Below are 24,539 nucleotides of genomic sequence, written 5' to 3' on the forward strand. Positions count from 1 at the left end.
GTTACTTCGTCGTGTTGTAGAGATTTTCTATTTCGGACTGGCTGAGTGAACGGTTGTAGTACCGGCCGTCGTCAATGAGTCCGTGGAAGTCACTACCACCGTTAGTCTGCCTACCGATGTGGAGCGCACCTGCATCGTTTTTCACCCCATTGTCGTAAGTTGCGACTAATCTGCCGTTTACCCAAACCTGCTCTTCGCCGTTTCGCCAAACGCCAACGACGTGATACCAACTGTTTGGCTGGTAGTCGAAACCGGAGGTAATCGCGTTGGGGTGGCCGTCATTGAAGCCAAATTTAGCTTCGCCAGTGTCCCGCAACTCCAAAAACCACCCGTCCCCGGTCATGGAATCTCCGAGAATACCTTGAATCTGGACAGAGGATGGTTTGACCCACGTAGCGATTGTGTAGTCACCGGACGGACTGAAGTCGTCCGACCGGATGTAGTCGCCACTGCCGTCGAACGACGCTGCTTCGCCCTGCTTGCCGGAAACAAACGACACGTCGCCGTGGATAGTACCATCATTCGATCCCACCGAATCCGTCGCGTCACCGTTAAGTTCCCAGTTGGCGACAAGTCCGTTCGTCGGTATACTCTCTTCCACCGTCACAGTCACTGTGTCTATCGCAGTTGCACCGTACTCGTCGGTGACAGTTACCGTCGTGTCGTATATTCCGGTCTCCGTGTAGGAATGGCTCGCCGTTACGCCAGTCGCGTCGTACGTCCCGTCACCGTCGAAGTCCCACTCGTAGGTCAACGCGTCGCCGTCGGGGTCCGACGACCCCGACGCGTCGAACGTCACCGTCTCGCTCACGTTCACCGAACTCGGCGTCGCCGTCGCGTTCGCAATCGGCGCGTGGTTCACCGAGACGGTCCAGTTTTCGGTGTCGGATTTCCCGTAGCTGTCGGTCACGGTGAGCGTCACCGAGTAGTTGCCGCCGCTCTCGTAGGCGTGGCTGACGTTCATTCCCGTCGCGGTCGCGTTATCGCCGAACTCCCACTCGTAGGTCAGCGAGTCGTTAGCGTTCGGATCGCTCGACGCCGAGGCGTCGAAGGTGACGGTCTCGTTCGGGTTCGGTTCGGTCGGTGTCACGTTCCCGGCCGCGGTCGGCGCGTCGTCTACCGTGAGGTTGACCGAGGCGCTGTCGGAGGCACCGAACTCGTCGGTGACGCGCAGTTCGGCGTCGTACACACCGGCCGAGTCGTAGCGATGGACGACCGAAGTGTTCGAGTCGGGCGCGGTCGCCCCGTCGCCGAACGTCCAGTCGTAGGTGAGCGAGTCGCCGTCGTTGGGGTCCAGCGAGGACCGGCCGTCGAGTTCGACGGCTTCCGAGGTGTTTAGCACGGTCGCGTTGGCCACCAGATAGGCGCTCGGCGGACTGTTCACCGTCACGTTCACCGAGTCGCTGGCGGTCAGGCCCTGCTGGCCTTCGACCGTGACGGTAATCGTGTAGTAGCCAGCCGACGTGTACGTGTGGTTGACGGTCGGTCCGGACCCCGCCGTCAGGTCGCCCAGCGTCCAGTCGTACGAGGCGATGGTTCCGTCGGGGTTGGTCGCGTCCGCCTCGAACGTCTGCCGAGTATCCTCGGTGACGTTTCCGGGGTCGCGTATCTCGACCGACGGCGGATACGTGACCGTCAGCGTCTCGGTCGTCGTGTTCGTCGCGCCGTCGTCGTCGGTGACTCGGAGCGTGACGTTCGTCGGACCGGTCTCGTTGAACTGCGCCGAAACGGACTCGTCGGTCGTCTCATAGCTTCCGTCGCCGTCGGTGTCCCACTCGTAGCCGACGACCGTCCCGTCAATGTCCGTGGTCTCGGTCGCACTCAACGTCACGGGTTCGTCGGCGCGGACGACCGATTGGTCCACGGCCGAACTCGGGGGACGATTGGTGACGTTGACGGTGTGCGTCGCAGTCGCCGTTCCGTTCGCGTCGTCAGTGACGCGAACCGTCACCTGCCGGGGTCCGTCGTCCGCGAAGACCGGATTGACCTTGCGACCGGACCGCTCGTAGACGCCGTCGTCGTCTACGTCCCACTCGTAGCCGACGACCGTTCCGTCGGAGTCGCTCGCGTTGACAACTTCGACGGTCGCAGTTTCGTAGGTTCGGACGGTGTCGGTCCCATTGACCGTAACGGTGGGTCTGGCGTTCACCTCGATGGTCTTCGTGACGACGACCGTCTCGTTGTGGGTGTTCGTCCCGCGCATCCGTACCGTTTTCGTCCCCTTCGAGGGGAACGACCGACTGACGTTCCACCCGGTCGCCTCGTAACTCCCGTCGTCGTCTACGTCCCACTCGACGGAGCGAATCTGGTCGCGGTAGCCTTCGACAGTCGAGGCCTCGAATCTAACGTTTTCGCCGACCGCAGGCGAACTCGGCGTCGCGTTGACGAACATCGGGGTCGCACGCGTGAGGTTGATGTGCTTGAGGTCTGCGGTTCCGTCACCCCGGAACTCGATGATAATCTCGGTGTTGGCCCAGAGTCGTGGCGGGATGAGTTCGGTCAGGGTGATATTCTCGTCGGCGGTCAGGTTGATGGACGCGATTTTAACTCGGGGGAACTGCCGCGTGTCCGCCCAAATCGTCATCGTGGTGTTACCGTCGATACCGCCGACACCGAGGTCGATTTCGCGCCAGCCGTCGAATCCGCCGTCACTTCCAGTAGCGTTACTCGCGTTGAAACTCACCGTCCCGTTTCCGGCGACCGTCCCGTTCTCGGTCACGTTACCGTCTCGGTTCTCGATGGGGAACGTCGTGTGATTCGTCGTCGTCTCGTTGACCGTGAAGACGGTCGCGTTCCAGTCGCTCTTCCGACCGGCGAGGTCAACGGCCCGGCCGCGGAGTTCGTAGGTACCCGGTCCGGCCTCGAAGGGGAGCAGTCCGAGTTCCTCGGTGTTGGTGATTCGTTGCCAGTCGGTCCAGTTACCGGTCTCGTTGGCGTCGTGATACTGGTACTCGACGTACCGAATCCGCTCGTTCACGAGCGTCCGGACGAGCGGCGACCGCTCGTTACCGACCGACGAGACCGAAATCCGGGGCGCGGTCACGTCGGTCTTGATCGTGACGATTCGCTCGGTCCGGTAGCCTTTCTGGTCACGGACGACCATCTGGACATCGTGATAGCCCGGCGACAGCGAGAGGAACTGGTCGATGTTTCCTGTTGGGCCGACTGATTGCCACGACGACCAGTCGGACGTTCCGGTGTCGTTCGAGACTCGGTACTTGTACTCTAACTCTTCGGGGTCGCTCGCAACGTCCCACGTATGCCACGAGAGCGGGACCGACTCGTCGCTACTCACATGAACGGTCTGGCCGTGGCGCAATTGCTGTGCCTCGGGGGCGTCTTCGAGAGTAAGTGCGGGACGCTGGCTGTCGCTTCCCTGCCGGTCGAGGACTTCGACCGCAGTGCCACCGGGACCGCCCGTCGTTCCTTTCCGGTTAGTCGTGGCGAGTAGCTGGTACATCCCGATGGAGATGTTCGACCGAACGGTGAGATAGTACGTATCCTTGGTCGCGTCGATAGTTCGCTTCTGGCTAATCGCGTCGTCGCTCTCAACGGGAATTAGTTCGGTCCCCTCGACAGTTGACACGTCCTCCGGCGGCTCTCCGGTCAGTACCGCGTCAAACGTGCTGACAGCCGACGAGGAGACTCTGGCGTTCGGTCTAGCGAGTTTGACCGACAGTTTCCGGTTCGAGCGGTCGGCCGTCTCGGGGTCGATATCGATTCGATAGACGGTGTAGTCCTCGAACCCGTCCATCGAGTCGTAGACGACCGATTCGCCGTACCGGTCGGCGTCGGAGTACAGTTCTTTCGGGGTGAGTGCCTCGGCGAACACCTCGCCGAGGTTCTGTGAACCCGTTTTCGGGTGAGCGAGGTACTCGTCCCACGAATCCGCGAGCGCGTCCCGGAGCGAATACTGGACGGTCCACCCGTTCGTCGGCATGTCTTTCGTTCCGGCGAGTGTGTCTCGACTGTCGGTTAGCTCTTCGGTCGTGGAGCTGTAGTCCACTTGGAGTACCAGACGAAGACGGTCAAGTAGCTGTCGAGTGACTTCGTAGGACTGGAGGTCTTCCTCCCCTGCGAGGTCCTGAACGACGCTCTGGTGGGTCTCGTCGGCGTACGCCGGAACAAGTTTGTACGTCTCTTCGAGGAGGTGCTGTCGCTGTTTGAGGAGTTCGTTCACGCGAGCGGTGTCGTTAGTCGCCTTGGCCGACTCCAACTCCTCGGAGTTCGTAGAGAGCGCCTGTAGGTTTTCGTGGAGGCGAGTGTAGTTCCGGCCGTTGTAACCGGGGTCATCGAGATGACGTGCGACGGCATCGCTCTGCGCGCCGCGGATAAAGTATTCCGCCGACGTGGTAAGATGGACAAACGTCCGCGAGTGCGACAAGGTCTTCATGGTGAACGAATACTGACTGGCCAGTCTCGGGTCTAGCTTCTCGTAGCTCTTCGAGATGCTTTTCTTCTCTAACTTCTTGTAGAAGCTCTGGCGTTGCTCAGCCGCGCTATCGTTCGTTCCGACATCGACCAGTCCCCACGAGAGCGATTCGACTTTCGTTTCCAGTTCCTTGCGGACGAGTTCGGCGCTCTCGTTGGCGTACGTTCCCGCTCTCCCGTCCCAGAAACTGGCGTTCAGCGACCGGTTGTGCATCTCCTCGTAGATGTCGCCCGAGTCGATAGCGAGACTGAGGTTCGTGGCGTTCGTGGTCGCGTCTTTCTTCGTCGGTTCGTACGCGACTGTCCCGGACCACGTATCGGCTTTATCTCGGCCGGACTCGTTAGCGTCGTACTCATCATCGTCCCACAGAGCCACGCGAACGTTACGCTCGCCAGCCTCGGCGTCCAACTCCCGCGAGCTGAGAACGACGGTCTCGTTGCTCTCGTTCTCGGCGGTGACGCCGAGAATCCGGCGTCGCTCGCCGCCGACGTAGACTTCGTAGTAGGGGTCGCCGACGCTTCCGTTATCGAGGGCGACGCTCGTGTTCGCCTCGATGCGGAGCGCGAAGTCCGAGACGTTTCCGTCGCCATCTCGGTCAAGTTCGTCGATTATCTCGACCGACTGAATTGCGTCGGGTGCCTGTTCAAGTCCGTCCTCGGCCGCCACCGCGAACTGACCGACACCGGGCGAGTCCGCGGCGAACGTGTACGTCGATTCGTTGACCGCGATTAGCGTCGTTGGCAACCGGGTCCACGAGTCGTTCGCGTATCGGTACAGGCCCACTTCGTCGAGGTCTTGCGACACCTTCTGGGCGCTCACGGAGAACCGAACCCGAGCGTTCCGTACGTCGGCGGAGGTCGGAGAGTCCCCGGAGAACCGGAAGTGGCTCAGACCAGTCACGTTCGAATCGGTATCGCCCACTGCCGGTACGGAGAAGTTCTCGGAGCGAGTCAGCGTGGCGTTAGTGTGGGCGTCAGTTCCGAACGTCACGTTCAGTCGATGGAGACTCACCCCGGTTTCGTCGGCTACCGCCGTCTCGGCGAGGTCCGCAGTCAGGAGGTTGCCCGACGAGACGGTCGGAGCCGTGACGGTCATCTTGTTCGGCCCGACTCTCGTCACGGTCGCCTCGACCGGACCGGTCGTCGGCGCGTCGATGTCGAGATACCCTGATTTCTCCGTCGCGTCGTCCACTGCGACTCCGACCGCGTACTTGCCCGCAGTGGTGGGATTGGTGACGTTTCCGTATCTGACGACGAGCGTGTCGTCGGCCTGTGCGGCGTCGGTGCCGTTGAGCGAGAATTTCAGCGTGTGGTTACCGTCCGACGATACCGAATCGATGCTATCCGTGGCGTTCAGCCCCGAATCGATAGCGCCGTCACCGTCACGGTCGATACCCGCGACAACGTCGGCGGTGGTGACACCGCGAACGTCGGCGCTTTCGTTCTGATACCGTACCTCGACGTTGGCGACCGACTCACCCGCGAGCGTCGAGTTCTCTCCGACTCGATACGTAATCTCGTGGATGGTCGTGGCGTTCGTGAGTGAGTTCGTCGGCGTGAGGAGCGACGGCGCACTCGGCGTCTCGGGGAGAGTGCGGTTCGTCTGCGGGAACCCACTCACACCGACCGCGCTGTCGGCGGAGATCGCCGATCCGTTCGCATCGCGCACGAGATCCACTGTCCCGTTCAACGCGGCGTATCGCAACCGACCGTTGGCGCCGACGTGGACGATTTCGGGCGTCTCGTCGCCCATCCAGTCGAACGCCGCGAGTGGAGCATTCGCCGCCGTGTCGTAATCGGCCCTCACCACTCGACGCTCACCGTCGTAGCCGACGAGGACGAGGTTGCCGTCGGTGTCTACGACTGGCACGCGCGCACGCCCATCGCCGTCGAAGTCGGCCGGTCTCCCCGCACCGAAGGCGTCAGTCGCACCGACATCGTAGTACCCCGTACTTCGGACGCGACCCTCGTCGAAATACTTGAGACCGCCTGACTCGCCCACGAACACGATGTCCGTGTCGCTGTCGGCGTCAAAGGTAGTGACACCGAGAACTGCCGACGCGGGCACGTCGAGAACCCGCTGGGGAGTCGTTCCGACTTCGGCGCGATAGAGAGAGTCGCCGTCGCTGGCGTTGGCGTAGAGTACGCCGACGCGACCGTTACCGTCCCAGTCGCCGACACCGAGAAGCGTCGGACTCTCGGCGACACCTGACGCCAACGTCCGATTTTCGCCGGTGGCGTCAACTGACTTTACGGTGCCGTCGTCGGCGTACGGGAGTTCCGCCTGGCCGTCGTCATCGAGGTCAGCCATCGGCCCGACGACCGACGCGGACGCGTTCGTCGCGGTGACATGTCCGTTTCCAGCGACGAACGTTAGCCTGTCCGCGTTTGCGACTCCGAGTGCTTGGTTCGTGGTGACCGACGAGTCGGTATTACCGGCGGTAGCGATACTCGCTGGTCCGTTACTGGCAGGTGCACTCTGTGGAGAGACGAACGCACTCATTGCCATGGCAGGCGATACGACAGAAGAAAGAACTAGAAATGCGGTGAATAATACCGCAATTATTCTAGATTTTGAACCCATTGGATAGTTCGAGATTCGTATATGACTTATATCTTATTATAGCCTAGAGTGCAGAGAAACGGCGATGAAATCGTAGCACGACAGATACGACTGCGACAGTGATTGCTCGAAAAACGAAAAGCGACGCCGTCAGTCCGCGGCGACTTCTTCGGCGTCTTCTCCTTCGTAGTGCTCTTCGATGAGTTCCTCGTCGATACGGTTGAGCGCCTCCTTGGGCAGCATGTTCAGGAGGTCCCAGCCGATGTCCAGCGTCTCGTCGATGTCGCGGTTCGTGTCGAAGCCTTGGTCCACGAACTCCTCTTCGAACCGGTCGGCGAAGTCAAGGAACTTGTTGTCGCGTTCGCTCAGTGCTTCGCGGCCGACGATGTTCACGAGGTCGCGGAGGTCCTCACCTTCCGCGTACGCGGCGTACATCTGGTCGGACACGTCGCCGTGGTCTTCGCGGGTCAGCCCCTCGCCGATACCGTCGTCCATCAGGCGCGAGAGGCTCGGCAGAACGTCGATTGGCGGAACGACGCCCTGCGAGTTGAGGTCGCGGTCGATGTAAATCTGACCCTCGGTGATGTATCCGGTCAGGTCCGGAATGGGGTGGGTGTCGTCGTCGCCCGGCATCGTGAGGATGGGAATCTGGGTGACGGACCCCTCCCGGCCCTCGATACGACCCGCACGCTCGTAGAGCTGTGCGAGGTCGGTGTACATGTAACCGGGGTAGCCACGGCGGCCCGGCACCTCTTCGCGGGCCGCACCGATTTCGCGTAGAGCCTCACAGTAGTTGGTCATGTCCGTGAGGATGACCAGTACGTGGTAGCCCTTGTCGAACGCGAGGTACTCCGCGGTGGTGAGCGCGAGGCGCGGCGTGACCGTCCGCTCGACTGCGGGGTCGTCCGCGAGGTTCGTGAAGACCACCGAGCGTTCGAGCGCGCCCGTTCGCTCGAAGTCCTCCATGAACTCGTTGGCCTCTTCGGCCGTGATACCCATCGCGCCGAAGACCACTGCGAACTCGGAGCCTTCGTCGTCCTCGCCCGCTTCCTCTTCTTCCGGCACGGTCGCCTGTCGCGCAATCTGGAGCGCGAGTTCGTTGTGGGGCAGACCGGACCCGGAGAAGATGGGGAGCTTCTGACCGCGGACCAGCGTGTTCATGCCGTCGATGGCCGACACACCGGTCTGGATGAACTCTTCGGGGTACTCGCGGGCGGTCGGGTTGATCGCCGCACCGACGATGTCTCGTCGCTCGTCCGGGACGATTTCCGGGCCGCCGTCGATGGGGTTGCCGGAACCGTCAAGGACGCGACCGAGCAGGTCCTCGGTGACGGGCATCTTCATCGTCTCGCCGAGGAATCGGACCGAAGATTTCCGGTCGATACCCTCGGTACCCTCGAACACCTGAATCGAGACGAGACCGTCGCTCGATTCGAGGACCTGTCCTCGCTTGGTGTCGCCGTTCGGCGTCTCGATTTCGACGATCTCGTCGTAACCGATGGGTTCGTCCACTTCCGCGAACACCAGCGGGCCGCTGATTTCCGTAATCGTTTGGTACTCTTTCATGGTTCTAGTAGAGGTCTCGGAGCTGTGCTTTGATGTCGTCTTCGAGGTCCGCGACGAACTCGTCGGCTTCGTCGTCCGGAGTCGTCGCAATGCGGTTCAGCTGGGGCGCGGCGTCGATGTCCGTGATCTCGTCCACCGGGACGCCAGCGTCGAGCGCGTCGAAGGCCTCGTCGTTGAACGTCCGAATTGCGCCCATGATGAGGTAGGACTTCTCGGGCGGACAGTTGGTGTCCACGTCGTGCAGCGCGTTCTGCTGGAGGAACGCCTCGCGGATGTAGCGGGCGACTTCGAGCGTGAGTTGCTGGTCCTCCGGCAGCGCGTCCTTACCGACGAGCTGAACGATCTCTTGCAGTTCGTCTTCCTCGTCGAGCACGTCAACCGCCCACTGGCGCTGTTCGGGCCAGTCCTCGGCGACGTTCTCCACGAACCACGGGTCGAGCTGTTCCTTGTACAGCGAGTACGACTCGTTCCAGTTGATCGAGGGGAAGTGACGGCGCTCGGCGAGGTCCGCGTCGAGTGCCCAGAACGTCTTGACGATACGCAGGGTGTTCTGGGTGACGGGTTCCGAGAAGTCACCGCCGGGCGGCGAGACCGCGCCGACCACAGTGACAGACCCCTCGGTGTCGTTGATGTTGTCGAAGTATCCGGCCCGCTCGTAGAATTCCGAGAGGCGCGCGGCGAGGTACGCGGGGTAGCCCTCTTCGCCGGGCATCTCTTCGAGACGCGACGAAATCTCGCGCATGGCCTCGGCCCACCGCGAGGTGGAGTCGGCCATCAGCGCCACGTCGTACCCCATGTCACGGTAGAACTCCGCGATGGTGATACCCGTGTACACGCAGGATTCGCGCGCCGCGACGGGCATGTTCGACGTGTTGGCGATGAGGCAGGTGCGGGACATCAGCGGCTTCCCGGTGACGGGGTCTTCGAGGTTCGGGAAGTCGTCGATGACCTCGGTCATCTCGTTGCCACGCTCGCCACAGCCGATGTAGACGACGATGTCGGCGTCGGCCCACTTCGCCAGCTGCTGCTGGGTCACGGTCTTGCCGGACCCGAACGGACCCGGAATCGCCGCGGTCCCGCCCTTCGCCAGCGGGAACAGGCCGTCCTGCACGCGCTGACCGGTGACGAGCGGGGTTCGGGGCGTCTTCTTGTCGGTGCTGGGTCGGGCCTCGCGGACCGGCCACTCTTGACGCATCGAAATCTCTTCGCCGTTGTCGAGTTCGACGACCGTCTCCTCCACGTCGAAGTTACCGCTGTCGATGGAGACGACTTCACCGCCCTCGTAGTCCGGCGGGACCATGACCTTGTGGTCGATGCTCTCGGTCTCGGGCACGATGCCGAGGATGTCGCCGGGTTCGACCGTATCGCCCTCGCTGACTTCGGGAGTGAACTCCCACGTCTTGTCGAGGTCGATACCGGGTGCGTCCACACCGCGGTCGAGGAACGCGCCCATCTTGTCTTCGAGGACCGTCAGCGGGCGCTGGACGCCGTCGTAGATGGAGTCCAGCATGCCGGGACCGAGGTCCACGGAGAGGGGTTCGCCGGTGTTCTCGACCGGTTCGCCCGGTGCGACGTTCGACGTTTCCTCGTACACCTGAATCGTCGTCAGGTTCCCTTCGATCTCGATGACCTCACCCATCAGCCCTTCCTCGCCGACGTACACCACGTCGTTCATCCGGGCGTCGAGGTCAGTGGCGGTCACGACCGGTCCACTTACGCTCTCGATGACGCCGTCCTCTCGGACAACGTCGGAATCAGTTGCTTGGCTCATTCGTTGTCACCTTGTTCGTCTTCGTCCATAAGGTCGATACCGATTGCACGCTTGATCTTGTCGCGCAGTCCGCCGCTTCCCGCGCCGCCGCCGATGGAGACCATCGTCGGTTCGACGCTCGTCTCGACGCTCTGCCGGACCTGCCGGGACAGGTAGTCGAGGTCCTCGTCGTGCATCACGACGATGCCGACCTCGTCGTCGTCGAGAACGCGGGTCACTGCGTCGTCGAGTTCCGTCTCCTTCTCGTCCTCGGGGACGTTCTCGAACTTCCGGACGCCAGCGAGGCGGAATCCGGTGGTAAACTCCGGACTGCCCACGACGGCGATCTCCTGACTCATAGCATCACCAGTTCGTTCTCGATTTCGCGCTCGCTCAGACCGGCCTCGCGGCCGCGGGCGATGGCGCGGATGTTATCGACTTCCCGCTCTTTGGCCAGCACGTAGGCTAGCACCGGACAAACCGACAGCGGAAAGACGTGCGAGAGGTGGTCGGAATACTCCAGCAGTGCGGCGTCGAGAGCGTGCTCGAAGGCGATGAGGCTGTCTGCACGCTCAACCTCGTCGAGCGCCGTCGAGAGGTTGTCGCCGTACGTGCTATCGCGGATGAAGCTTATCAGTTCGTCCACGTTCGTGGACAACTGCGACAGTTCCGACGCATCGAACAACTGTCCGCCATCGATGAAGTAGTCCACGGGGTCGAGGTCCGCGCCGCTCCGCGCGATACGGAGCGCGTTGCGCGCGTTTCGGAAGTCGATTTCGGACTGCAGGAACTCGACGTACAACTGCGTCGCTCGGTTGTCCGACCGGGTGACGCCCTCGATGAGACCCTCGTAGTACGTGCGGTCAACCGCGTTCTCCAGCGGAATCAGTACGTCGGTCTGCTCGTAGGTTTCGTACGCTTCGGCCAGCGCCTCGCCGTAGCGCGTGCGGTCGAGCATCTCGACGGCGTCCTCGATGGAACTGGCCTCGACCAATCGGTCGAGGAACGACCGCTCTAACTCGCCAGCGTAGATGAGGTCTTCCGCGATGGCCTCGCTCTCGGCGTCGGAGTAAATCCCGCGGATGACCGTCTTGACGTTCCACGCGTCGAACTTCCGGAGGTACCGGGCAATGAGTTCGTACAGTCGGCCGTCGGCCCACTCGAGCAAGTCGTTGAAGTGCTTGGCGAGATTCTGATTGAGCGCGTGTTCGATGAGGTCCACGCCGTCGTATCGGGAGCCGAGCGCGTTTATTTCGCTCTCGTACTCGGTCTCTTCCATGTAGCGGGCGATTTCGCTGGGACCCATTCGGACGAGCTTTCGGTAGTCCTCGTCGTCGAACAGCGCCGCTCGCCGGGCCTGCACCCGAGCGGTGACGTACTCGTAGTTCGAGGTGCCTTTCGTCTCTTTCACGCTCATTGCTCGAAGAGGCGGTTGCTAACGTCCTGAAGGTTGTCATCCCAGACGCTCTCCAGCACCGAATCGAACGTGTTGTTCACGCGGAGGCGAGACTGGTCGCTCTCGACGACGACGCCGCCGAGGCAGTCGTACTCGCCAGCGTACTCGTAGCCGTCGTACTCGGCGACGAGGTCGGTGAGCAGTTCGTCGTCCTCGGGCTTGCCGTAGACGTGGACGGTGTCGCCATCCTCGAACTCCTCGCTGGCGGCGTCGAGAAGTTCGCGCGTCAGTTCTTCGCGCCGGTCGCCTTCGAGAGCGGCGATGCGGTCCTCGACCGAGCCGCGAACGTCCTGTAGCACGTCGCGGCGAGCTTCGAGACGCTTCTGCTTGGCCTCCAACTTCGCGCTGGAGAGCTTCTGCTCGCGCTCTTGGGCGATTGTCTGTTCGGTTTCCCGTTCTTGCTCCGCGAGTATCTCTTCGGCGTCACTCTCTGCCTCGGAGATAATCTCTGCTGCGCGCTCGTCGCCCTCGGAACGAATTTCCTTCGCGCGCTCGCGGGCCTCGTTTCGAATATCCTCAACTACCGTGTCCAAGCTCATTGATCAAGAGGGAAAAGGGGTTGTTTAACCGACGAAGAACGTGACCAGCGCCAGAATGACGAGCGTCTCGGGAAGGACCGTCATGATGAGGCCCGTACCGAAGAGACTCTCGTCCTCGGCGATGGCTCCGATGGCTGCGCTACCGATACCGCGCTCGGCGTATCCCGCGGCGAGCGCCGCGAGACCGACTGCGAGCGCAGCCATCCCGTTCTTAGTGATGACCGGACCGGAGGCGGCACCGGTTTCCTGTGCAAGTGTTACCGCGTCGACGAATGCAGGTGCAAGTTCGAGCATGGTTCTGTTTCTTCTGTGGCTCTCGTAACCGGACAGTCGTATTTCCCGCTACTGTAGTCATAAAGCTTCCCAAAAGAGTTCGGCAGCGACGCCGTTCTGGACCGCTCAAACCGGTGTTTATGATACCAACTACCAAAGAATATCGCGCCGAAACGACCGATTCCTGTAAATCGAAAGAAAAGAACGAAATCAGTCCTGCGTGGTGTACGACCGGTCGTAGCCGAACGGTTCGTACTCCTCGCCGCCGCCTTCGTAGAACTTGCCGAAGAACTCGACATATTCGAGACGGACCGCCTGCAGTCCGGCACTCGTGACACCGAGCGCCAGCACGAGCAGGTGCCCGACGACAAGCACGAGCAAGCCGATGAGCACGCCACCGATGCCGGAGTGGAGCATACCACCGAACATGTGACTCGTCACCTCGTAGCCGTGGTACGTCGTCCCGACCTCGGGCATGTGGTTGATGCCGAAGTGCCATTCAGCGTGGCTTCCCTCGCCGGTGACGTAGACGCCGAAGAACAGGAGATTGACCACGAAGGCCATCCCCGCCTTGGCGAGCAGGACCGCGGCAATCCGGGTGTACGACAGCGCGTCCGAGAGGACGCTCAGGCTCTCCAGCAGACCGATGAGGAGTCCGGCACCGCCGAGGTGCTTGACCTCACCGGCGACGTAGAGCGCCATCCCGACGAGACCGATAGCGAGACCGAGTGTCCCGACTTGCGGCGAGAAGCCGCTGAAGCCGAGCGCGAACGGCTCTCCAGCGAAGATGCTGAAGAGGAAATCGGGCTTCGGTCCGCTGGCCTGCGTGCTAAGTATCCACGTCCAGATACCCCCGAACAGTAGGACCCACGAGCCGCTCTCCAGAACGGCGTCAACCGGGTCGTGGCTCAGTTCCTCAATGAAGCCGAACAGGTAGCCGACCGTCATGTGGAGGAGTCCAACGAGTATCGAGACGACCAGCCACGTCAGCGCGTAGTCGGAGTTAACGGGCTGGAGACCCTTCTTAATCGGCGGATGGCCGCCCCAGACCCACTCGCCGAGCTGGTGCAGACCGAACACTTCGCCGTACAGGACACCGAACAGCGCCGTGAAGCCACCCGCCCACAGCGCGATGCCGCCGAGGCTCTTGAACGCCTCGTTATCGAACGAACTGTACAGCCAGAAGCCGATTCCCATGTACAGGAGTCCGTAGCCGAGGTCGCCAATCATGAACCCGAAGAACGCCGGGAACGTGAGGAAAAGGATGACCGTCGGGTCGAACTCGAAGTATTTGGGTCGGTTGATCGTCTCGACCAGCAGTTCGAAGGGCTTGAATGCGCCGGGGTTGTCCTGCACGACCGGCGGTTGGTCGCCGTCCATCGTCGTGCCGCCGTCGGCGGCGACTTCGCCGCCGGTGGACTCGTCGTGGGTCGCCGGTTCCTCGTGGCCGAGTGACTCGCGGGCGTCGTAAGAAGCGCGTTCGAGTTCGTCAATCTCGACGCGGTCACCGACCGTATCACCGAGCGCGGTGGTGAGTTCGGTGTAGCGCTCGGTCGGAATCCATCCCTCCGCGACGAAGGCGTTTTCCGTCGTTGCGAAGTTGAGTGGCGCTTCGGCCTTCTGAACGTCGATGGTCAGCTTCTCCTCGGCCGCCAGCAGGAAGCCAGCAGTGTCGAGCTTGAGCTGTTCGACCTCGTTCTCGACGCTGTCGAGGTTCGATTCGAGCTTCTGGCGCTCGCGTTGGAGTTTATCGACGTACTCCTCGGGGCTTCCCTCGGCGTCCGGAACCTCCAGCGAGGCGAAATCGACGCCGACGAGAATCTCGTCGAGCGCGTCTTCATCGGCGCTGTCGGCGGGATGTGCGAAGACCGCGACGGTGTTCTCGCCCGCGAACGTGCCGAACTCGCGGACGGAGTCGGCGTCGGCGAGCGCGTCGCGGACCGCCGATTCGTCGGCGTGGCCGACCGCGACCTGTAGAGCGTCGTAGCCCGAGAGCAGGTCGAGGTCAATACCGAGGTCCGCAAAGGGCTTCATCGAGTCGAGGCGCTCCTCCACGTCGCGGAGTTCGTCTTCGAGTTCGCTCCGGCGGTCGTCGAGTTCATTGACCTCGGTGCGGACGGATTCGAGTTCCTCGTCGAGTTCCTCGTCGGTGACGATTCGGCTCGGTCCGGCGTCCTCCTCGTCGAGGTCGAGGATGCTTTCGAGCGACCGGACGGTGACGAGCTTCTCGGAGGCGTCGTCGGCCCCTTCGACGGGGTTGCCCTGCTCGAAGCCCTCCCACGAGCCGTCGTAGTCCGAGAGGTGAACCAGATTCAGCTCGTGGACGGTTTCGATGACATCGTCCATGACGGCGCGCGAGCCGGTCACGGACACCTTGCTCATTTGTTCAGGTCTGAGCATGCACCGCCTCCTCGAACAGGTCTACCACGTAGTCGGTTACTTCCTCCTCGTTCCCTCGCGCCCGCGATTCGAGTTTTTCACGCTCGCTCTCGCCCTCGGCGAGAACCTTCTCGCGCTCGGTCTCGATTTCCTCGCGGGCCTCGGCGAGACGCTCGTCGTGAAGCTCGGACGCGTCCTCCGTGGCTTCGTGGCGGATCTGCTCCGCCTCTTCCCGAGCGTCGGAGATGCGCTGCTCGCGCTCCTCTTCGGCCTCGGCGACGATGTCGTCGGCCTCTTGTTCGGCCTCCTTGATTCGTTCGAGAACCTCTGGCCTCGGCATACTAATCACGCGAAAGTTGCAGAAGCGCCTATATACTACTTGCGGAACGACCTTTTCCGACGCCGCGCTACGGTGTCGCGCCCCTCGCAGACGCTCGACCGACGTGGTACGTGCCGAACAGTTACGGTACGTATAGTAGTTTTGACTATTCTCGCTCAGGCAACCGCCGCGAATAGCAGGATTATTTGGCTAGCGGCACGAACTGTCGAGTAATGGGTATCCTCGAAGACAAGAGCCGGGCCCGGCTCTTCTACAAGTACCTCTCGAAGGTGTACGACACCGTCAACCCCTTCATCTGGAACGAGGAGATGCGCGACGAGGCGCTGGCGATGCTCGACATCTCCGAGGGCGACCGCGTGCTGGACGTGGGGTGTGGCACCGGATTCGCTACCGAAGGACTGCTCAAACACACACAGAACGTCCACGGTCTGGACCAGAGCGTCCACCAGTTGGAGAAGGCGTGGGACAAACTTGGCAAACACGACCCGGTGAGTTTCCACCGCGGGGACGCCGAGCGCCTCCCCTTCCGCGATGACGCCTTCGACGTGGTGTGGTCCTCGGGGTCCATCGAATACTGGCCGAACCCGGTCGTCGCCCTGCGGGAGATGCGCCGCGTGGTCAAGCCCGGCGGACGGGTGCTGGTCGTCGGCCCGAACTACCCCAAGTCGTCGGTGATGCAGAAAGTCGCCGACGCAATCATGCTGTTCTACGACCGCGAGGAGGCAGACCGGATGTTCCGCGAGGCAGGCTACACGGACATCCAACACCGCGAGATGGGACCGACCTACGACCCCGACATCGCAATCACGACCGTTGCGCGAGACCCCGACGGCAGGTAAGTCGGGCGCAACGAGTCGATTTTCTCGGAACGCACGCGACGTTCCGATTACGCCACCTCCTCGACCGCCGCGATAACCACTCCATCGACCGAAATCGCCACTGTCACCGTCTTTCCGGACGACGGAAGCGGGGAGTTCGTCCCCGCGAGCGCGAAACTCGCCGTCTCGCCCGCGGTCCACCGCTGGTCGGCCGCGCTGTTGAACGGGCCGGTCGGTCCGGGCCGGAATCCGTCCGCCGAGAAGAACGGCACTGGCGGCTGAGCATCGAGCGCGGCTCCGTCGATGCGAACCCGTATTGACAGCGCGTTCACGTCGAGGGCGTCGCCACCGCGGTGGAGTAGCGTGACGCGATTCTCGTCGGCGTCGAGTCGCAGGTCGATGGCGGCGCGCGACGGATCGGACGGCATCGAGGTACTGAGCGCGACACTCCCGACGGTCCCCGCGAGCGCCGCAGTCACGACGAGCAGGAGGACGACACCGAGGATGGGCGACATCGCGCGGTCGGTGGTGGAGGACGGTTCGCACTTGGACACGGGGAGGCTTCGTCCCGGCTTCACGCTTTAACCTTCGGCCGAGAGCGAGAAGTTGAACCGACGAGCGGAGACGGCCGCGTTACGACTTGACCGGCGTCGTCGTCACGTTGACCCGATGGAAGTCGTAGGTCGCGCTGACCTCGAACTGTTCGGCGGGCGAGAGCGTCCAGAGGAGGCCCTCGGAGTTCGTTTGCCCGATACGCTCGCCGTTGACCGTAACGTCACCTTGGACCGGGTCGCCCGTGGCGTTCGTGAGCTTGACGCGGAGCGGCCCGCCAGCGTACGTGCGGTCGGCGGTGATCGTAACATTGTTGGAGGTGTTACTCACCGACGGTCCCGTCGGAAGCGGCGTCTGGCCGGTCAGCTGTTTGTACTGCACCGTGTGATAGATTTTCTCGGTCCCTCTATCGACGTACGCCGTCAAATCACCGTGAGGGTGCGTGTATCTGAATCGGAGAACGTTGAGCGAGGGGTAGCGGCGCTTGGCCTCCGAGAGTCGGTTTTCCTCGATGGTCGCCCACGGGAACCGCGGATTGACTACGTTCCGATAGGCCTCGTCGATAGATATCTGACTGCTAACGCTCGGGTCGCGGTTATCCATCCGATGTACTTCTCGGACGTACTGTCCGTTCGTAACCATCGAGAGGACGACTCCGTTAGCGGTGGTCGAGACGTGAATTCGCGTCGGATCGGTTTTACCCTGCATCGATTTTCGGATTCGGTCGCGGACCGGACCCTCCAGTTCGACCATCTTCGTCTTCAACGAACGGGCGTAGAAACCGAACTGCGTTCGACTCGCCTGCTGTTCCAGTGTATCTATCGCGCGACGAGTTTGATGCGCTTTCGAGTCGATATAGCCGAGCGTTCGCAGGTACTCGCTCCTCGAAATCGTTCCGTTCGAGAACTCTCGGGTGGCCTGTTGTTCGGTGGCCTTCAGCGAGATGATGCGATTCTCGATGCGGTAGCGATACCGGTTGAGAATCTGTTTGCGCTTCTCGACGGTCGCGGCCGACCGGACCTGACGGTCGAGCACGTTCGCGTCGAATTGCGTCTCGAACTCCTTGCGGTCCATGGAGAGCGAACTTCCGAGCGAGAGCGACGGCGAATCGAACGCCGTCCTCGCGGGAGCGGTCCCGAGAGTCATAACCGCCGACGTGTTGCCGTTAGTCGATATGCCGACAGTGTCGGTATCGCTCGGAGCGACCGACACGTCGCTTTCGGCCGAAGCGACCGACGCCGGGTTTTGGACCGTCGTTGGCGCGGTCGGTGCCGACGCAACTGCTCCGGGAGAGAGGGCGAGCAGCAATGCCAACATAACGGGGGTGAATCGCATACGTACGCGTACTCGACGGCCCATGATTAAAATATCCCCGGAACTGTGAAACGCGGCGAGAACCGACGAGAGTAGGCGAGACGTTTTACGGACGCCGCTGACGTTTTATCTGCGGATGGAAAGTATTTTCTTGTCGGCGCATTCACGCGATTGTATGCGGTTATTCGCCGCCCTCCTCGTAGTCCTCCTCGTTGGCTCCGCAATCGGAGTCGGGGCAAGCCACTCGCCCGCAGACAGAGTGGACGACCAGATGCGGCTCTCCCCATCCTCGGGGGCGACCGTAGTCACGGACACGACGGACGCGGCGAACGTGACGACCTCGACGGGGTCGAACGCGACGGTGCGTGAAAACACGGTAATGCACATCACACTCCGGGAAAACGGAGACGCTCGGTGGAACGTAACGGCACGGTATCACCTCGCGGACAACAACGAGACGGAGGCCTTCCGCCAACTCGCGTCGGAGTACGAGGACGGACGCTCCCAATCCGGACTTACTACCCCCACGTTCGAGCGCGTGGTCGAGCGCGTGAACGCCGAGTCGAATCGCTCGATGGAACTCCGAGAAGTCGGCCGGTCGGCGGCGATTCGGAACGACGGCAGCGTCGGCGTTCTCACGCTCTCGTTCACATGGACGAACTTCACGCAACTCACCGACAACAAGATTGTTCTCGGCGACGTGTTCTGGGTCGGGTCGGACACGTGGCTTCCGACGCTGAGCGAGGACCAGACGTTGGTGATAACGGTGCCCAGCGACTACTACATCTTGGGTGCGAGTCCGTCGGGCGGACAGATCGTGAACGGAACCGTCCTCCGCTACGAGGGTCCACAGGAGTTCACTCGCGGCGACTTCGAGGTGACGTACTCACCGAAGAGTATCGGGACGCCAACGCCCTCGGAAGGGTTCTTCCCCGGAGGGTCGAGTCTGTTCGGTCTCGTCGCCGTCTTCGTCCTCCTAACGGGGAGTTTCGGAGCATACGCGCTGGCCCAACGCCGCGACGTAGACCCCACGCCCGCCACGGGGTCGTCGAGCGGGTCCGGGGACGACAGTCCGGCGTCGGCGACGGAGACCCAGACGAGCGACGGCGTCGAAGGCGATTCGGCAGACGCGGACGACGGAGATAGCGACGAACCCGCGCCGGAGTTGCTGAGCGACGAAGAGCGGGTCCTTCGCCTGCTACGGGACAACGACGGGCGGATGAAGCAGGGCCAAATCGTCAAGGAAACCAACTGGTCGAACGCCAAGGTCTCCCAACTGCTCTCGAAGATGGACGACAACGACGAGGTGGACAAACTTCGCATCGGCCGAGAGAACCTCATCACGCTCCCGGACGAGGACGTGACGGAGATGAGCTAGAAACCCGCGCCAACCTATCAGTCGTTTCGCGTCGCTCGTTTCGAAAACGTTTACCCCCAAGACGGCGACCTTTCTATTATGAAGGTTCTGGTGACTGTGAAGGAGGTCGCCGAAGTCGCCGATGACTTCGAGATAGCGGGCACAGAGGTAGACGAGCGCTACCTCGAGTACGACCTGAACGAATGGGACGACTACGCCGTCGAGGAGGCCGTCCAGTTGAAGGAGGACGGCCCGGCCGACGAGGTCGTGACCGTCACCGTCGGTCCCGAGCGGTCCGAAGAGACCATCCGGATGGCGCTGGCGAAAGGAGCCGACCGCGCGGTCCGCGTCTGGGACGACGCGCTAGAGGACGTTGACCTCCTCGACGTGGAGACGAAGACGAACTTGCTGAAAGCGGTCGTCGAAGCGGAAGACCCCGACCTCGTCCTGTCCGGCGTGCAGGCGGGCGACGACGCCTTTGGCGCGACCGGCGTCTCGCTGGCCGACGAAATCGGCTTCCAGTGGGGTGCGGTCGTCAACGCGCTCGACTACGACGACGAGGAGAACGTCGCGCACGTTCACCGCGAACTGGAGGGCGGGGTCGAGGAACTCACCGACATCGACCTACCCGCGGTCCTGACGATTCAGACCGGTATCAACGAACCGCGATACGCCAGCCTCCGTGGTATCCGACAGGCCCAGAGCAAAGAAATCGCACCGAAGAGCCTCGACGACCTCGGTCTCGATTCGGGGTCCATCGAGAGCGACCTCGATTTGACTTCGATGTACGAACCCGAAAGCGAGAGCGACGTGGAAATCTTCGATGGTGACGCCAGCGAGACGGCCGGGAAACTTGCCGAAGTCCTCACCGAGTTGGGGGTGGCAGAATGAGTGATATTCTGGCCGTCGCCGAACACCGCCGCGGCGACCTGCGCGACGTGAGTTACGAACTGCTCACCGCGGGCCGTCAACTCGCCGACGAGACCGGCGGCGACCTCCACGTCGCCGTCGTGAGCGGCGACACCGAGTCGTTCGCCGACGACCTGAACCGCGAGGGCGTGGACGCCATCCACACCGTCGCGGACGGCGAAGAGTTCAACCACGACGTGTACGCGCAGGCGGTCGAAGCGCTCCACGCCGAACTCGACCCCGAAGTCGTCGTGATGCCCAACAGCGTCAACGGACTCGACTACGCGCCCGCGGTGGCCAACCGCCTCGACCTGCCGCTGGTGACCGACGCGGTGGCCCTCGACTACGACGACGGCCTGACCGTCACCCGCGAGATGTACGGTTCGAAGGTCGAAACGACCGTGGACGTGGCGGGCGACCAGCAGGCCGTCACCATCCGGGGCGCGGAGTGGCCCGCCGCGGAGGGCGTCGGCGACGCCGACATTTCGGCGTTCGATGCCGACATCGACGCCGACGCTGGCTCGACCGTCACCGGGTTCGAAGAAGTAGGCGGCGGCGACGTGGACATCAGCGAAGCCGACTTCATCGTCTCCATCGGCCGCGGTATCGAGGAGGAGGAGAACCTCCCGCTCATCGAGGACCTCGTGGAAGCGACCGATGCGACCCTCGCGTCCTCGCGGCCCATCGTGGACAACGGCTGGCTTCCCAAGAACCGGCAGGTCGGCCAGTCGGGCAAGGTCGTGACGCCGACGGTGTACCTCGCCATCGGTATCTCCGGCGCGGTCCAGCACGTCGCCGGGATGAAGGGCGCAGACAACATCGTCGCGGTCAACACCGACCCGAACGCGCCCATCTTCGACATCGCCGACTACGGTATCGTCGGCGACCTCTTCGAGGTCGTTCCGGAACTCATCGAGCAGTTCGAGTGAGGGTTTCGGTCTTTTTCCGCTCTTCGTGAGCGAAGTCGGCGTTCGCCCGCTAACTTACTCGAATCCGTTTTCTTCGATTTCCTCGCCGAGTGGGTCCGGGAGATACTGGTCTGACTGTCGTGGCGCGGGTTCCAACCAACCGCCGTCGCAGTAGTGGTGGGGGTCGCCGTTGCACCGCCCGTCCGCTTCGATGCGGCCGACGACGTTGTGGAGCAGTTCGTGTGTGAAGATGGTGGGCCGAACCCATCCTTGTCGCTTTTTGTCCACGATGACGAAGTCGCCGCCGATTTCCCCCTTTCCGGCGAGCTTCCCTCTGCTGGCCACCGATGTGTGGAAGTAGACCACGAGCGCGTGGTGGTAGACGCCGCGCCGGTCGCCGAGAAGCGCCGCCGACTCCGGTTCGAACTGGGTCGGGTCGCCGCCCTCGTAGACGAAGTGTTCGTCAGTGTAGCTCCCGTTCCGGAGGTGTATCGAGACGCCCGTACTCCCGTCGGGATTCTCGACGGGCATCGCGGCCCACTGCTCCTCGATGCGGTCGAGCGTTCGGCGGTCCATCGGCGTCGCGCCCTTCGCGTAGTTTATCTGGACGTAAAGGTCCATCCGGAACGCGCTCGCGTCGGGGAGAGCGGCCCCCTCGGGCGTCCGGTCGCGTATCTCCCACCCGTCTTTCAGGTTGTCGCCGTCGGTGTCCGGGTTCGTCGGGTCGGTCCCGACGCGATGCTCCCGAACGTCGGAAAACTGGTCGTTGTCGGTGTCGGCGTCCGTGGGACTCGTGCCGAGGACGACCTCGCGGGCGTCGCCGAGTCCGTCGTCGTCGGTGTCCGAGTCGGTCGGGTCGCTCCCGAGCGCGCGCTCGCGGTCGTCTGCGAGTCCGTCGCCATCCGCGTCCGCGTTGGTCGCGGTCGGGTCGCTCCCGACCGCTCGTTCGCGGTTGTCCGGGATGCCGTCACCATCGGTGTCGCCCGACAGCGGGTTCGTTCCAGCACCGAGTTCGGCGAGGACCGGGATACCGTCACCGTCGATGCTCGTCACCGTCGTATCGACGACGCCGACGCCGACCGCACTCGCCACGAGAAGACAGCAGACGGCGGGGAGAGTCCGAACCATCTCCTGTTGGACATGCTAGTCGGCCGTAATATCTTCTCCGGTCGTTCACAGGAAATCGAGTCTCGTATCGACCGTCGGCTTCGAGTCGCGTTCAAGTGACGACGAGGAGACACCACGTATCGTCACGTACTTGTTTTGCCGGTCCTGAGTCCCGGCCGATGGATTATCCCGAGTCCCGGAGGGCCATGGTCGAGGAGCGTCTCGAAACGGTCCTCGACAGGGTCGAACCGACGGAACTCGCCGACGAGGTCCGCCACGTCGCGCTATCGGGGGGCAAGCGCGTCAGGCCGACCGTCACCGTTCTCTCGTGCGAATCGGCAGGGGGAGAGGCCGAGGCCGCCGTTGACTTCGCGGTCGGCGTCGAACTCGTCCACGACGCCTCGCTGGTCGTTGACGACATCATCGACCGGTCGGACACCCGACGCGGGAGCGCGAGCGCGTGGGCCGAGTACGGCTACTCGCCCGCCATCGTCGCCAGCGACGGACTCATCGGCGAGGCCTTCGAGTTGTTCTCGCCGGACCCGCGGGCGATGGAGGCCGTCGCCGACGCGATGGTCGAACTCGGCGAGGGCGAGGCGACCGAACTCGTCGCCCGGCCGACCAACCGCGAGGGGTACATGGAACTCGCCCGTCGGAAGACCGGCGCACTGTTCCGTGCCGCCGCGGAGCTGGGCGCGATAGCGGCCGACGCCGACCCCGCCACTGTCGAAGCGTTCGGCGAGTACGCCGAGAAGGTCGGCGTCGCGTTCCAGATTCGTGACGACGTACTCGACGCGACGGCCGACGAAGCGGCCCTCGGCAAGCCCACCGGCCACGACGCCGAGATGGGCCGCCCGTCGATAGTCCGCGTGACCGACTTGGACGCCGAGGAGGCCGACGCCTTGGCCCACGAGAAGAGCGAGGCCGCGCTAGCCGCACTCGACAGAGCCGAGACGCCCGACCTGACCGCGACCGACTACCTCCGGGATTTGGCGGCCTTCGTCGTGACGCGAGAACACTGACGCTTTCCGATTTCTGCGAGCAGTTTTCAACTCGGCTCTGCGCGCCGCGACCGCCGAGATTCTGCGATGGCGAACGCGAGCGTACTCGTCAGTCCAAGGAGGGTCCCGACCGTGAGCATCACCGCGAGGTAGGTGAGTCGCGGGAGTTCGACCGGCACCCGGTGGAGGAAGTACGCGCTGATGGCGTGTAAGACGAGCGCGATGGAGAGGACGTAGAACGGGGCGTTGAGGTAGCGCCACTGAAAGCGGTCGGCCAGATACTCGTCGGTAATCTGGCCGAGACTGGTGGTGACCCCCGCGGCGGTGAACCACGTCACCGCGCCGTTGACCAGCGCGGCCAGCACTTCGAGCGGGCTGATGGCTCCGTTCGTCGTGGTCTCGACCGACTCCAAGGTCTCGACACCGCGGACGCCGCCGACGACCAGTAGGGCGGCCGCGACGACGTACGTGATGAGCGTCACCCGACCGGCGTAGAGGCTGTTTCTGGCCTTCTCGGCCGCGCGGTCGAGCAGGCGCTCGACGCCCAGTCCTCGGCCGAGGACGTAGAGACCGAGTAGCCCCGAGGTGACGCCGAAGACGGCCGCGCCGGGAAGTCCGAGCGAATCGGAGATGATGGCCAGCGGGTAGATGAGAAGCAGGATTCCGAGTGGAACGAGAATGGTCCCGCGAGTCTCGGGGTCGTCCAGCACCTGCTTGATGGTGTAGTACATCGATTCGAGGTCTTGGGCCTGCCGGACGACGACCCGGCGCACGCCGTCGATGGGCACCCGCGAGCGGATGACCGGAATCACGCTCTCGTCTTGCGCGCCGTCGGTGACGATGACCGCTTGGACCTCCTCGCGGGTCGAGAGACCGGCCAGCACCTCGTCTACCTCGTCGCCAACCGCGCGGTTCGCCGCAACGTCACCCGCCTCGGTGCCCGTGACGATGGCGACTTCGACGCGCTCGTCCTCGATTCGGTCCGCGAGGTGGACGCCCTCGAACATGACGTTCACGTCGCTGTCCTCGGGGTCAGTCGTCGCTAACGAGACCGCCGCGGCTTCGACGTTGTCGCGGCCGACGACGGGCGTGTCGAAGTCGGTCTTGCGGCCGAGGTCGTCGTCGAGGTCCACGCAGAGGACCAGCAGCATTAGGCGGGCGTACGGGTCGGGGGTTTAACTTCTTTCGGGACGCCTGCCAGCGGTCGGAATTGGGCGTCCGACGCCGAGCGGAACGGACTGCGGCCGAACCCCGATTCGCACACTTTTTCCGCGTC

General features: G+C 63.1%; 18 protein-coding genes. 5 read left to right on the forward strand and 13 right to left on the reverse strand.

The features are described 5' to 3' along the window. Position 1: 1 nt before the first annotated feature. From EP007_RS05925 to ahaH, 9 genes are all read right to left on the reverse strand, one after another. Positions 2-6,742 carry a PKD domain-containing protein gene (locus tag EP007_RS05925; RefSeq protein ID WP_166035460.1) on the reverse strand — a complete coding sequence of 2,247 codons (6,741 nt, stop codon included), beginning with the start codon at positions 6,740-6,742 and terminating at the stop codon, positions 2-4. Between the two features lie 402 nt (positions 6,743-7,144). Beyond that, positions 7,145-8,560, reverse strand: coding sequence for an ATP synthase subunit B (locus tag EP007_RS05930; RefSeq protein ID WP_128476769.1), 1,416 nt, complete (start codon positions 8,558-8,560; stop codon positions 7,145-7,147). A gap of 4 nt (positions 8,561-8,564) precedes the next feature. Next, positions 8,565-10,331, reverse strand: a complete 1,767-nt coding sequence (locus EP007_RS05935) for an ATP synthase subunit A (RefSeq protein WP_128476770.1) — start codon at positions 10,329-10,331, stop codon at positions 8,565-8,567. Further along, a complete protein-coding gene (locus EP007_RS05940) occupies positions 10,328-10,669 on the reverse strand; it encodes a V-type ATP synthase subunit F (protein ID WP_128476771.1) in 342 nt (113 codons plus the stop codon). The genes EP007_RS05935 and EP007_RS05940 overlap by 4 nt, the downstream gene beginning before the upstream one ends. Next, positions 10,666-11,727, reverse strand: coding sequence for a V-type ATP synthase subunit C (locus EP007_RS05945; protein WP_128476772.1), 1,062 nt, complete (start codon positions 11,725-11,727; stop codon positions 10,666-10,668). Before EP007_RS05945 ends, EP007_RS05940 begins: the two co-directional genes overlap by 4 nt. Then, the gene (locus EP007_RS05950) at positions 11,724-12,305 is read right to left on the reverse strand and encodes a V-type ATP synthase subunit E (protein ID WP_128476773.1); all 582 of its coding nucleotides are present in this window, start codon (positions 12,303-12,305) and stop codon (positions 11,724-11,726) included. The genes EP007_RS05945 and EP007_RS05950 overlap by 4 nt, the downstream gene beginning before the upstream one ends. A gap of 24 nt (positions 12,306-12,329) precedes the next feature. Further along, positions 12,330-12,599: a F0F1 ATP synthase subunit C gene (locus EP007_RS05955; RefSeq protein ID WP_128476774.1), complete on the reverse strand. Its 270-nt coding sequence runs from the start codon at positions 12,597-12,599 to the stop codon at positions 12,330-12,332. A 189-nt stretch (positions 12,600-12,788) separates the two neighbouring features. Beyond that, positions 12,789-14,978 (reverse strand): V-type ATP synthase subunit I, encoded by a 2,190-nt coding sequence (locus tag EP007_RS05960; protein ID WP_128476775.1) that lies wholly within the window; start codon positions 14,976-14,978, stop codon positions 12,789-12,791. Beyond that, complete coding sequence (ahaH, locus tag EP007_RS05965) at positions 14,965-15,297, reverse strand: ATP synthase archaeal subunit H (protein WP_128476776.1); 333 nt, start codon at positions 15,295-15,297, stop codon at positions 14,965-14,967. The genes EP007_RS05960 and ahaH overlap by 14 nt, the downstream gene beginning before the upstream one ends. A gap of 212 nt (positions 15,298-15,509) precedes the next feature. On the opposite strand from ahaH, the gene EP007_RS05970 reads away from it, so the two are divergent. Beyond that, positions 15,510-16,136: a methyltransferase domain-containing protein gene (locus EP007_RS05970; protein WP_128476777.1), complete on the forward strand. Its 627-nt coding sequence runs from the start codon at positions 15,510-15,512 to the stop codon at positions 16,134-16,136. Positions 16,137-16,183: 47 nt separating this feature from the next. Here the strand turns inward: EP007_RS05970 and EP007_RS05975 are convergent, their stop codons facing one another. Further along, positions 16,184-16,669: a type IV pilin gene (locus EP007_RS05975; protein WP_243700453.1), complete on the reverse strand. Its 486-nt coding sequence runs from the start codon at positions 16,667-16,669 to the stop codon at positions 16,184-16,186. Positions 16,670-16,748: 79 nt separating this feature from the next. Next, positions 16,749-18,026: a DUF7094 domain-containing protein gene (locus EP007_RS05980; protein WP_449405017.1), complete on the reverse strand. Its 1,278-nt coding sequence runs from the start codon at positions 18,024-18,026 to the stop codon at positions 16,749-16,751. A 130-nt stretch (positions 18,027-18,156) separates the two neighbouring features. Between EP007_RS05980 and EP007_RS05990 the strand changes: the two genes are divergently transcribed. The 3 genes from EP007_RS05990 to EP007_RS06000 all read left to right on the forward strand — a co-directional run bounded on the left by EP007_RS05990 (position 18,157) and on the right by EP007_RS06000 (position 21,176). Next, positions 18,157-19,359 carry a helix-turn-helix transcriptional regulator gene (locus EP007_RS05990; RefSeq protein ID WP_128476780.1) on the forward strand — a complete coding sequence of 401 codons (1,203 nt, stop codon included), beginning with the start codon at positions 18,157-18,159 and terminating at the stop codon, positions 19,357-19,359. Between the two features lie 78 nt (positions 19,360-19,437). Further along, entirely contained in the window at positions 19,438-20,229 is a 792-nt protein-coding gene (locus tag EP007_RS05995; RefSeq protein WP_128476781.1) for an electron transfer flavoprotein subunit beta/FixA family protein, read from the forward strand. Then, positions 20,226-21,176: an electron transfer flavoprotein subunit alpha/FixB family protein gene (locus EP007_RS06000; RefSeq protein WP_128476782.1), complete on the forward strand. Its 951-nt coding sequence runs from the start codon at positions 20,226-20,228 to the stop codon at positions 21,174-21,176. Before EP007_RS05995 ends, EP007_RS06000 begins: the two co-directional genes overlap by 4 nt. A 54-nt stretch (positions 21,177-21,230) precedes the next feature. Here EP007_RS06000 and EP007_RS06005 read toward each other — a convergent pair whose 3' ends face one another. Continuing rightward, positions 21,231-22,283, reverse strand: coding sequence for a thrombospondin type 3 repeat-containing protein (locus EP007_RS06005; RefSeq protein ID WP_128476783.1), 1,053 nt, complete (start codon positions 22,281-22,283; stop codon positions 21,231-21,233). Positions 22,284-22,441: 158 nt separating this feature from the next. On the opposite strand from EP007_RS06005, the gene EP007_RS06010 reads away from it, so the two are divergent. Then, positions 22,442-23,284 (forward strand): polyprenyl synthetase family protein, encoded by an 843-nt coding sequence (locus tag EP007_RS06010; protein ID WP_128476784.1) that lies wholly within the window; start codon positions 22,442-22,444, stop codon positions 23,282-23,284. A gap of 26 nt (positions 23,285-23,310) precedes the next feature. Here EP007_RS06010 and EP007_RS06015 read toward each other — a convergent pair whose 3' ends face one another. Beyond that, positions 23,311-24,414, reverse strand: coding sequence for a DUF373 family protein (locus EP007_RS06015; protein ID WP_128476785.1), 1,104 nt, complete (start codon positions 24,412-24,414; stop codon positions 23,311-23,313). Between the last annotated feature and the right edge of the window lie 125 nt (positions 24,415-24,539).

Source organism: Halorussus pelagicus (genome assembly GCF_004087835.1).
Lineage (GTDB): Archaea > Halobacteriota > Halobacteria > Halobacteriales > Haladaptataceae > Halorussus > Halorussus pelagicus.

What these genes read in the sequence shown, in the direction of transcription:
- EP007_RS05925 (WP_166035460.1), bottom strand. Translation starts at nt 6,742, where the DNA reads ATGGCTGACCTCGATGACGACGGCCAGGCGGAACTCCCGTACGCCGAC.
- EP007_RS05930 (WP_128476769.1), bottom strand. Translation starts at nt 8,560, where the DNA reads ATGAAAGAGTACCAAACGATTACGGAAATCAGCGGCCCGCTGGTGTTC.
- EP007_RS05935 (WP_128476770.1), bottom strand. Translation starts at nt 10,331, where the DNA reads ATGAGCCAAGCAACTGATTCCGACGTTGTCCGAGAGGACGGCGTCATC.
- EP007_RS05940 (WP_128476771.1), bottom strand. Translation starts at nt 10,669, where the DNA reads ATGAGTCAGGAGATCGCCGTCGTGGGCAGTCCGGAGTTTACCACCGGA.
- EP007_RS05945 (WP_128476772.1), bottom strand. Translation starts at nt 11,727, where the DNA reads ATGAGCGTGAAAGAGACGAAAGGCACCTCGAACTACGAGTACGTCACC.
- EP007_RS05950 (WP_128476773.1), bottom strand. Translation starts at nt 12,305, where the DNA reads ATGAGCTTGGACACGGTAGTTGAGGATATTCGAAACGAGGCCCGCGAG.
- EP007_RS05955 (WP_128476774.1), bottom strand. Translation starts at nt 12,599, where the DNA reads ATGCTCGAACTTGCACCTGCATTCGTCGACGCGGTAACACTTGCACAG.
- EP007_RS05960 (WP_128476775.1), bottom strand. Translation starts at nt 14,978, where the DNA reads ATGCTCAGACCTGAACAAATGAGCAAGGTGTCCGTGACCGGCTCGCGC.
- ahaH (WP_128476776.1), bottom strand. Translation starts at nt 15,297, where the DNA reads ATGCCGAGGCCAGAGGTTCTCGAACGAATCAAGGAGGCCGAACAAGAG.
- EP007_RS05970 (WP_128476777.1), top strand. Translation starts at nt 15,510, where the DNA reads ATGGGTATCCTCGAAGACAAGAGCCGGGCCCGGCTCTTCTACAAGTAC.
- EP007_RS05980 (WP_449405017.1), bottom strand. Translation starts at nt 18,026, where the DNA reads ATGGGCCGTCGAGTACGCGTACGTATGCGATTCACCCCCGTTATGTTG.
- EP007_RS05990 (WP_128476780.1), top strand. Translation starts at nt 18,157, where the DNA reads ATGCGGTTATTCGCCGCCCTCCTCGTAGTCCTCCTCGTTGGCTCCGCA.
- EP007_RS05995 (WP_128476781.1), top strand. Translation starts at nt 19,438, where the DNA reads ATGAAGGTTCTGGTGACTGTGAAGGAGGTCGCCGAAGTCGCCGATGAC.
- EP007_RS06000 (WP_128476782.1), top strand. Translation starts at nt 20,226, where the DNA reads ATGAGTGATATTCTGGCCGTCGCCGAACACCGCCGCGGCGACCTGCGC.
- EP007_RS06005 (WP_128476783.1), bottom strand. Translation starts at nt 22,283, where the DNA reads ATGGTTCGGACTCTCCCCGCCGTCTGCTGTCTTCTCGTGGCGAGTGCG.
- EP007_RS06010 (WP_128476784.1), top strand. Translation starts at nt 22,442, where the DNA reads ATGGATTATCCCGAGTCCCGGAGGGCCATGGTCGAGGAGCGTCTCGAA.
- EP007_RS06015 (WP_128476785.1), bottom strand. Translation starts at nt 24,414, where the DNA reads ATGCTGCTGGTCCTCTGCGTGGACCTCGACGACGACCTCGGCCGCAAG.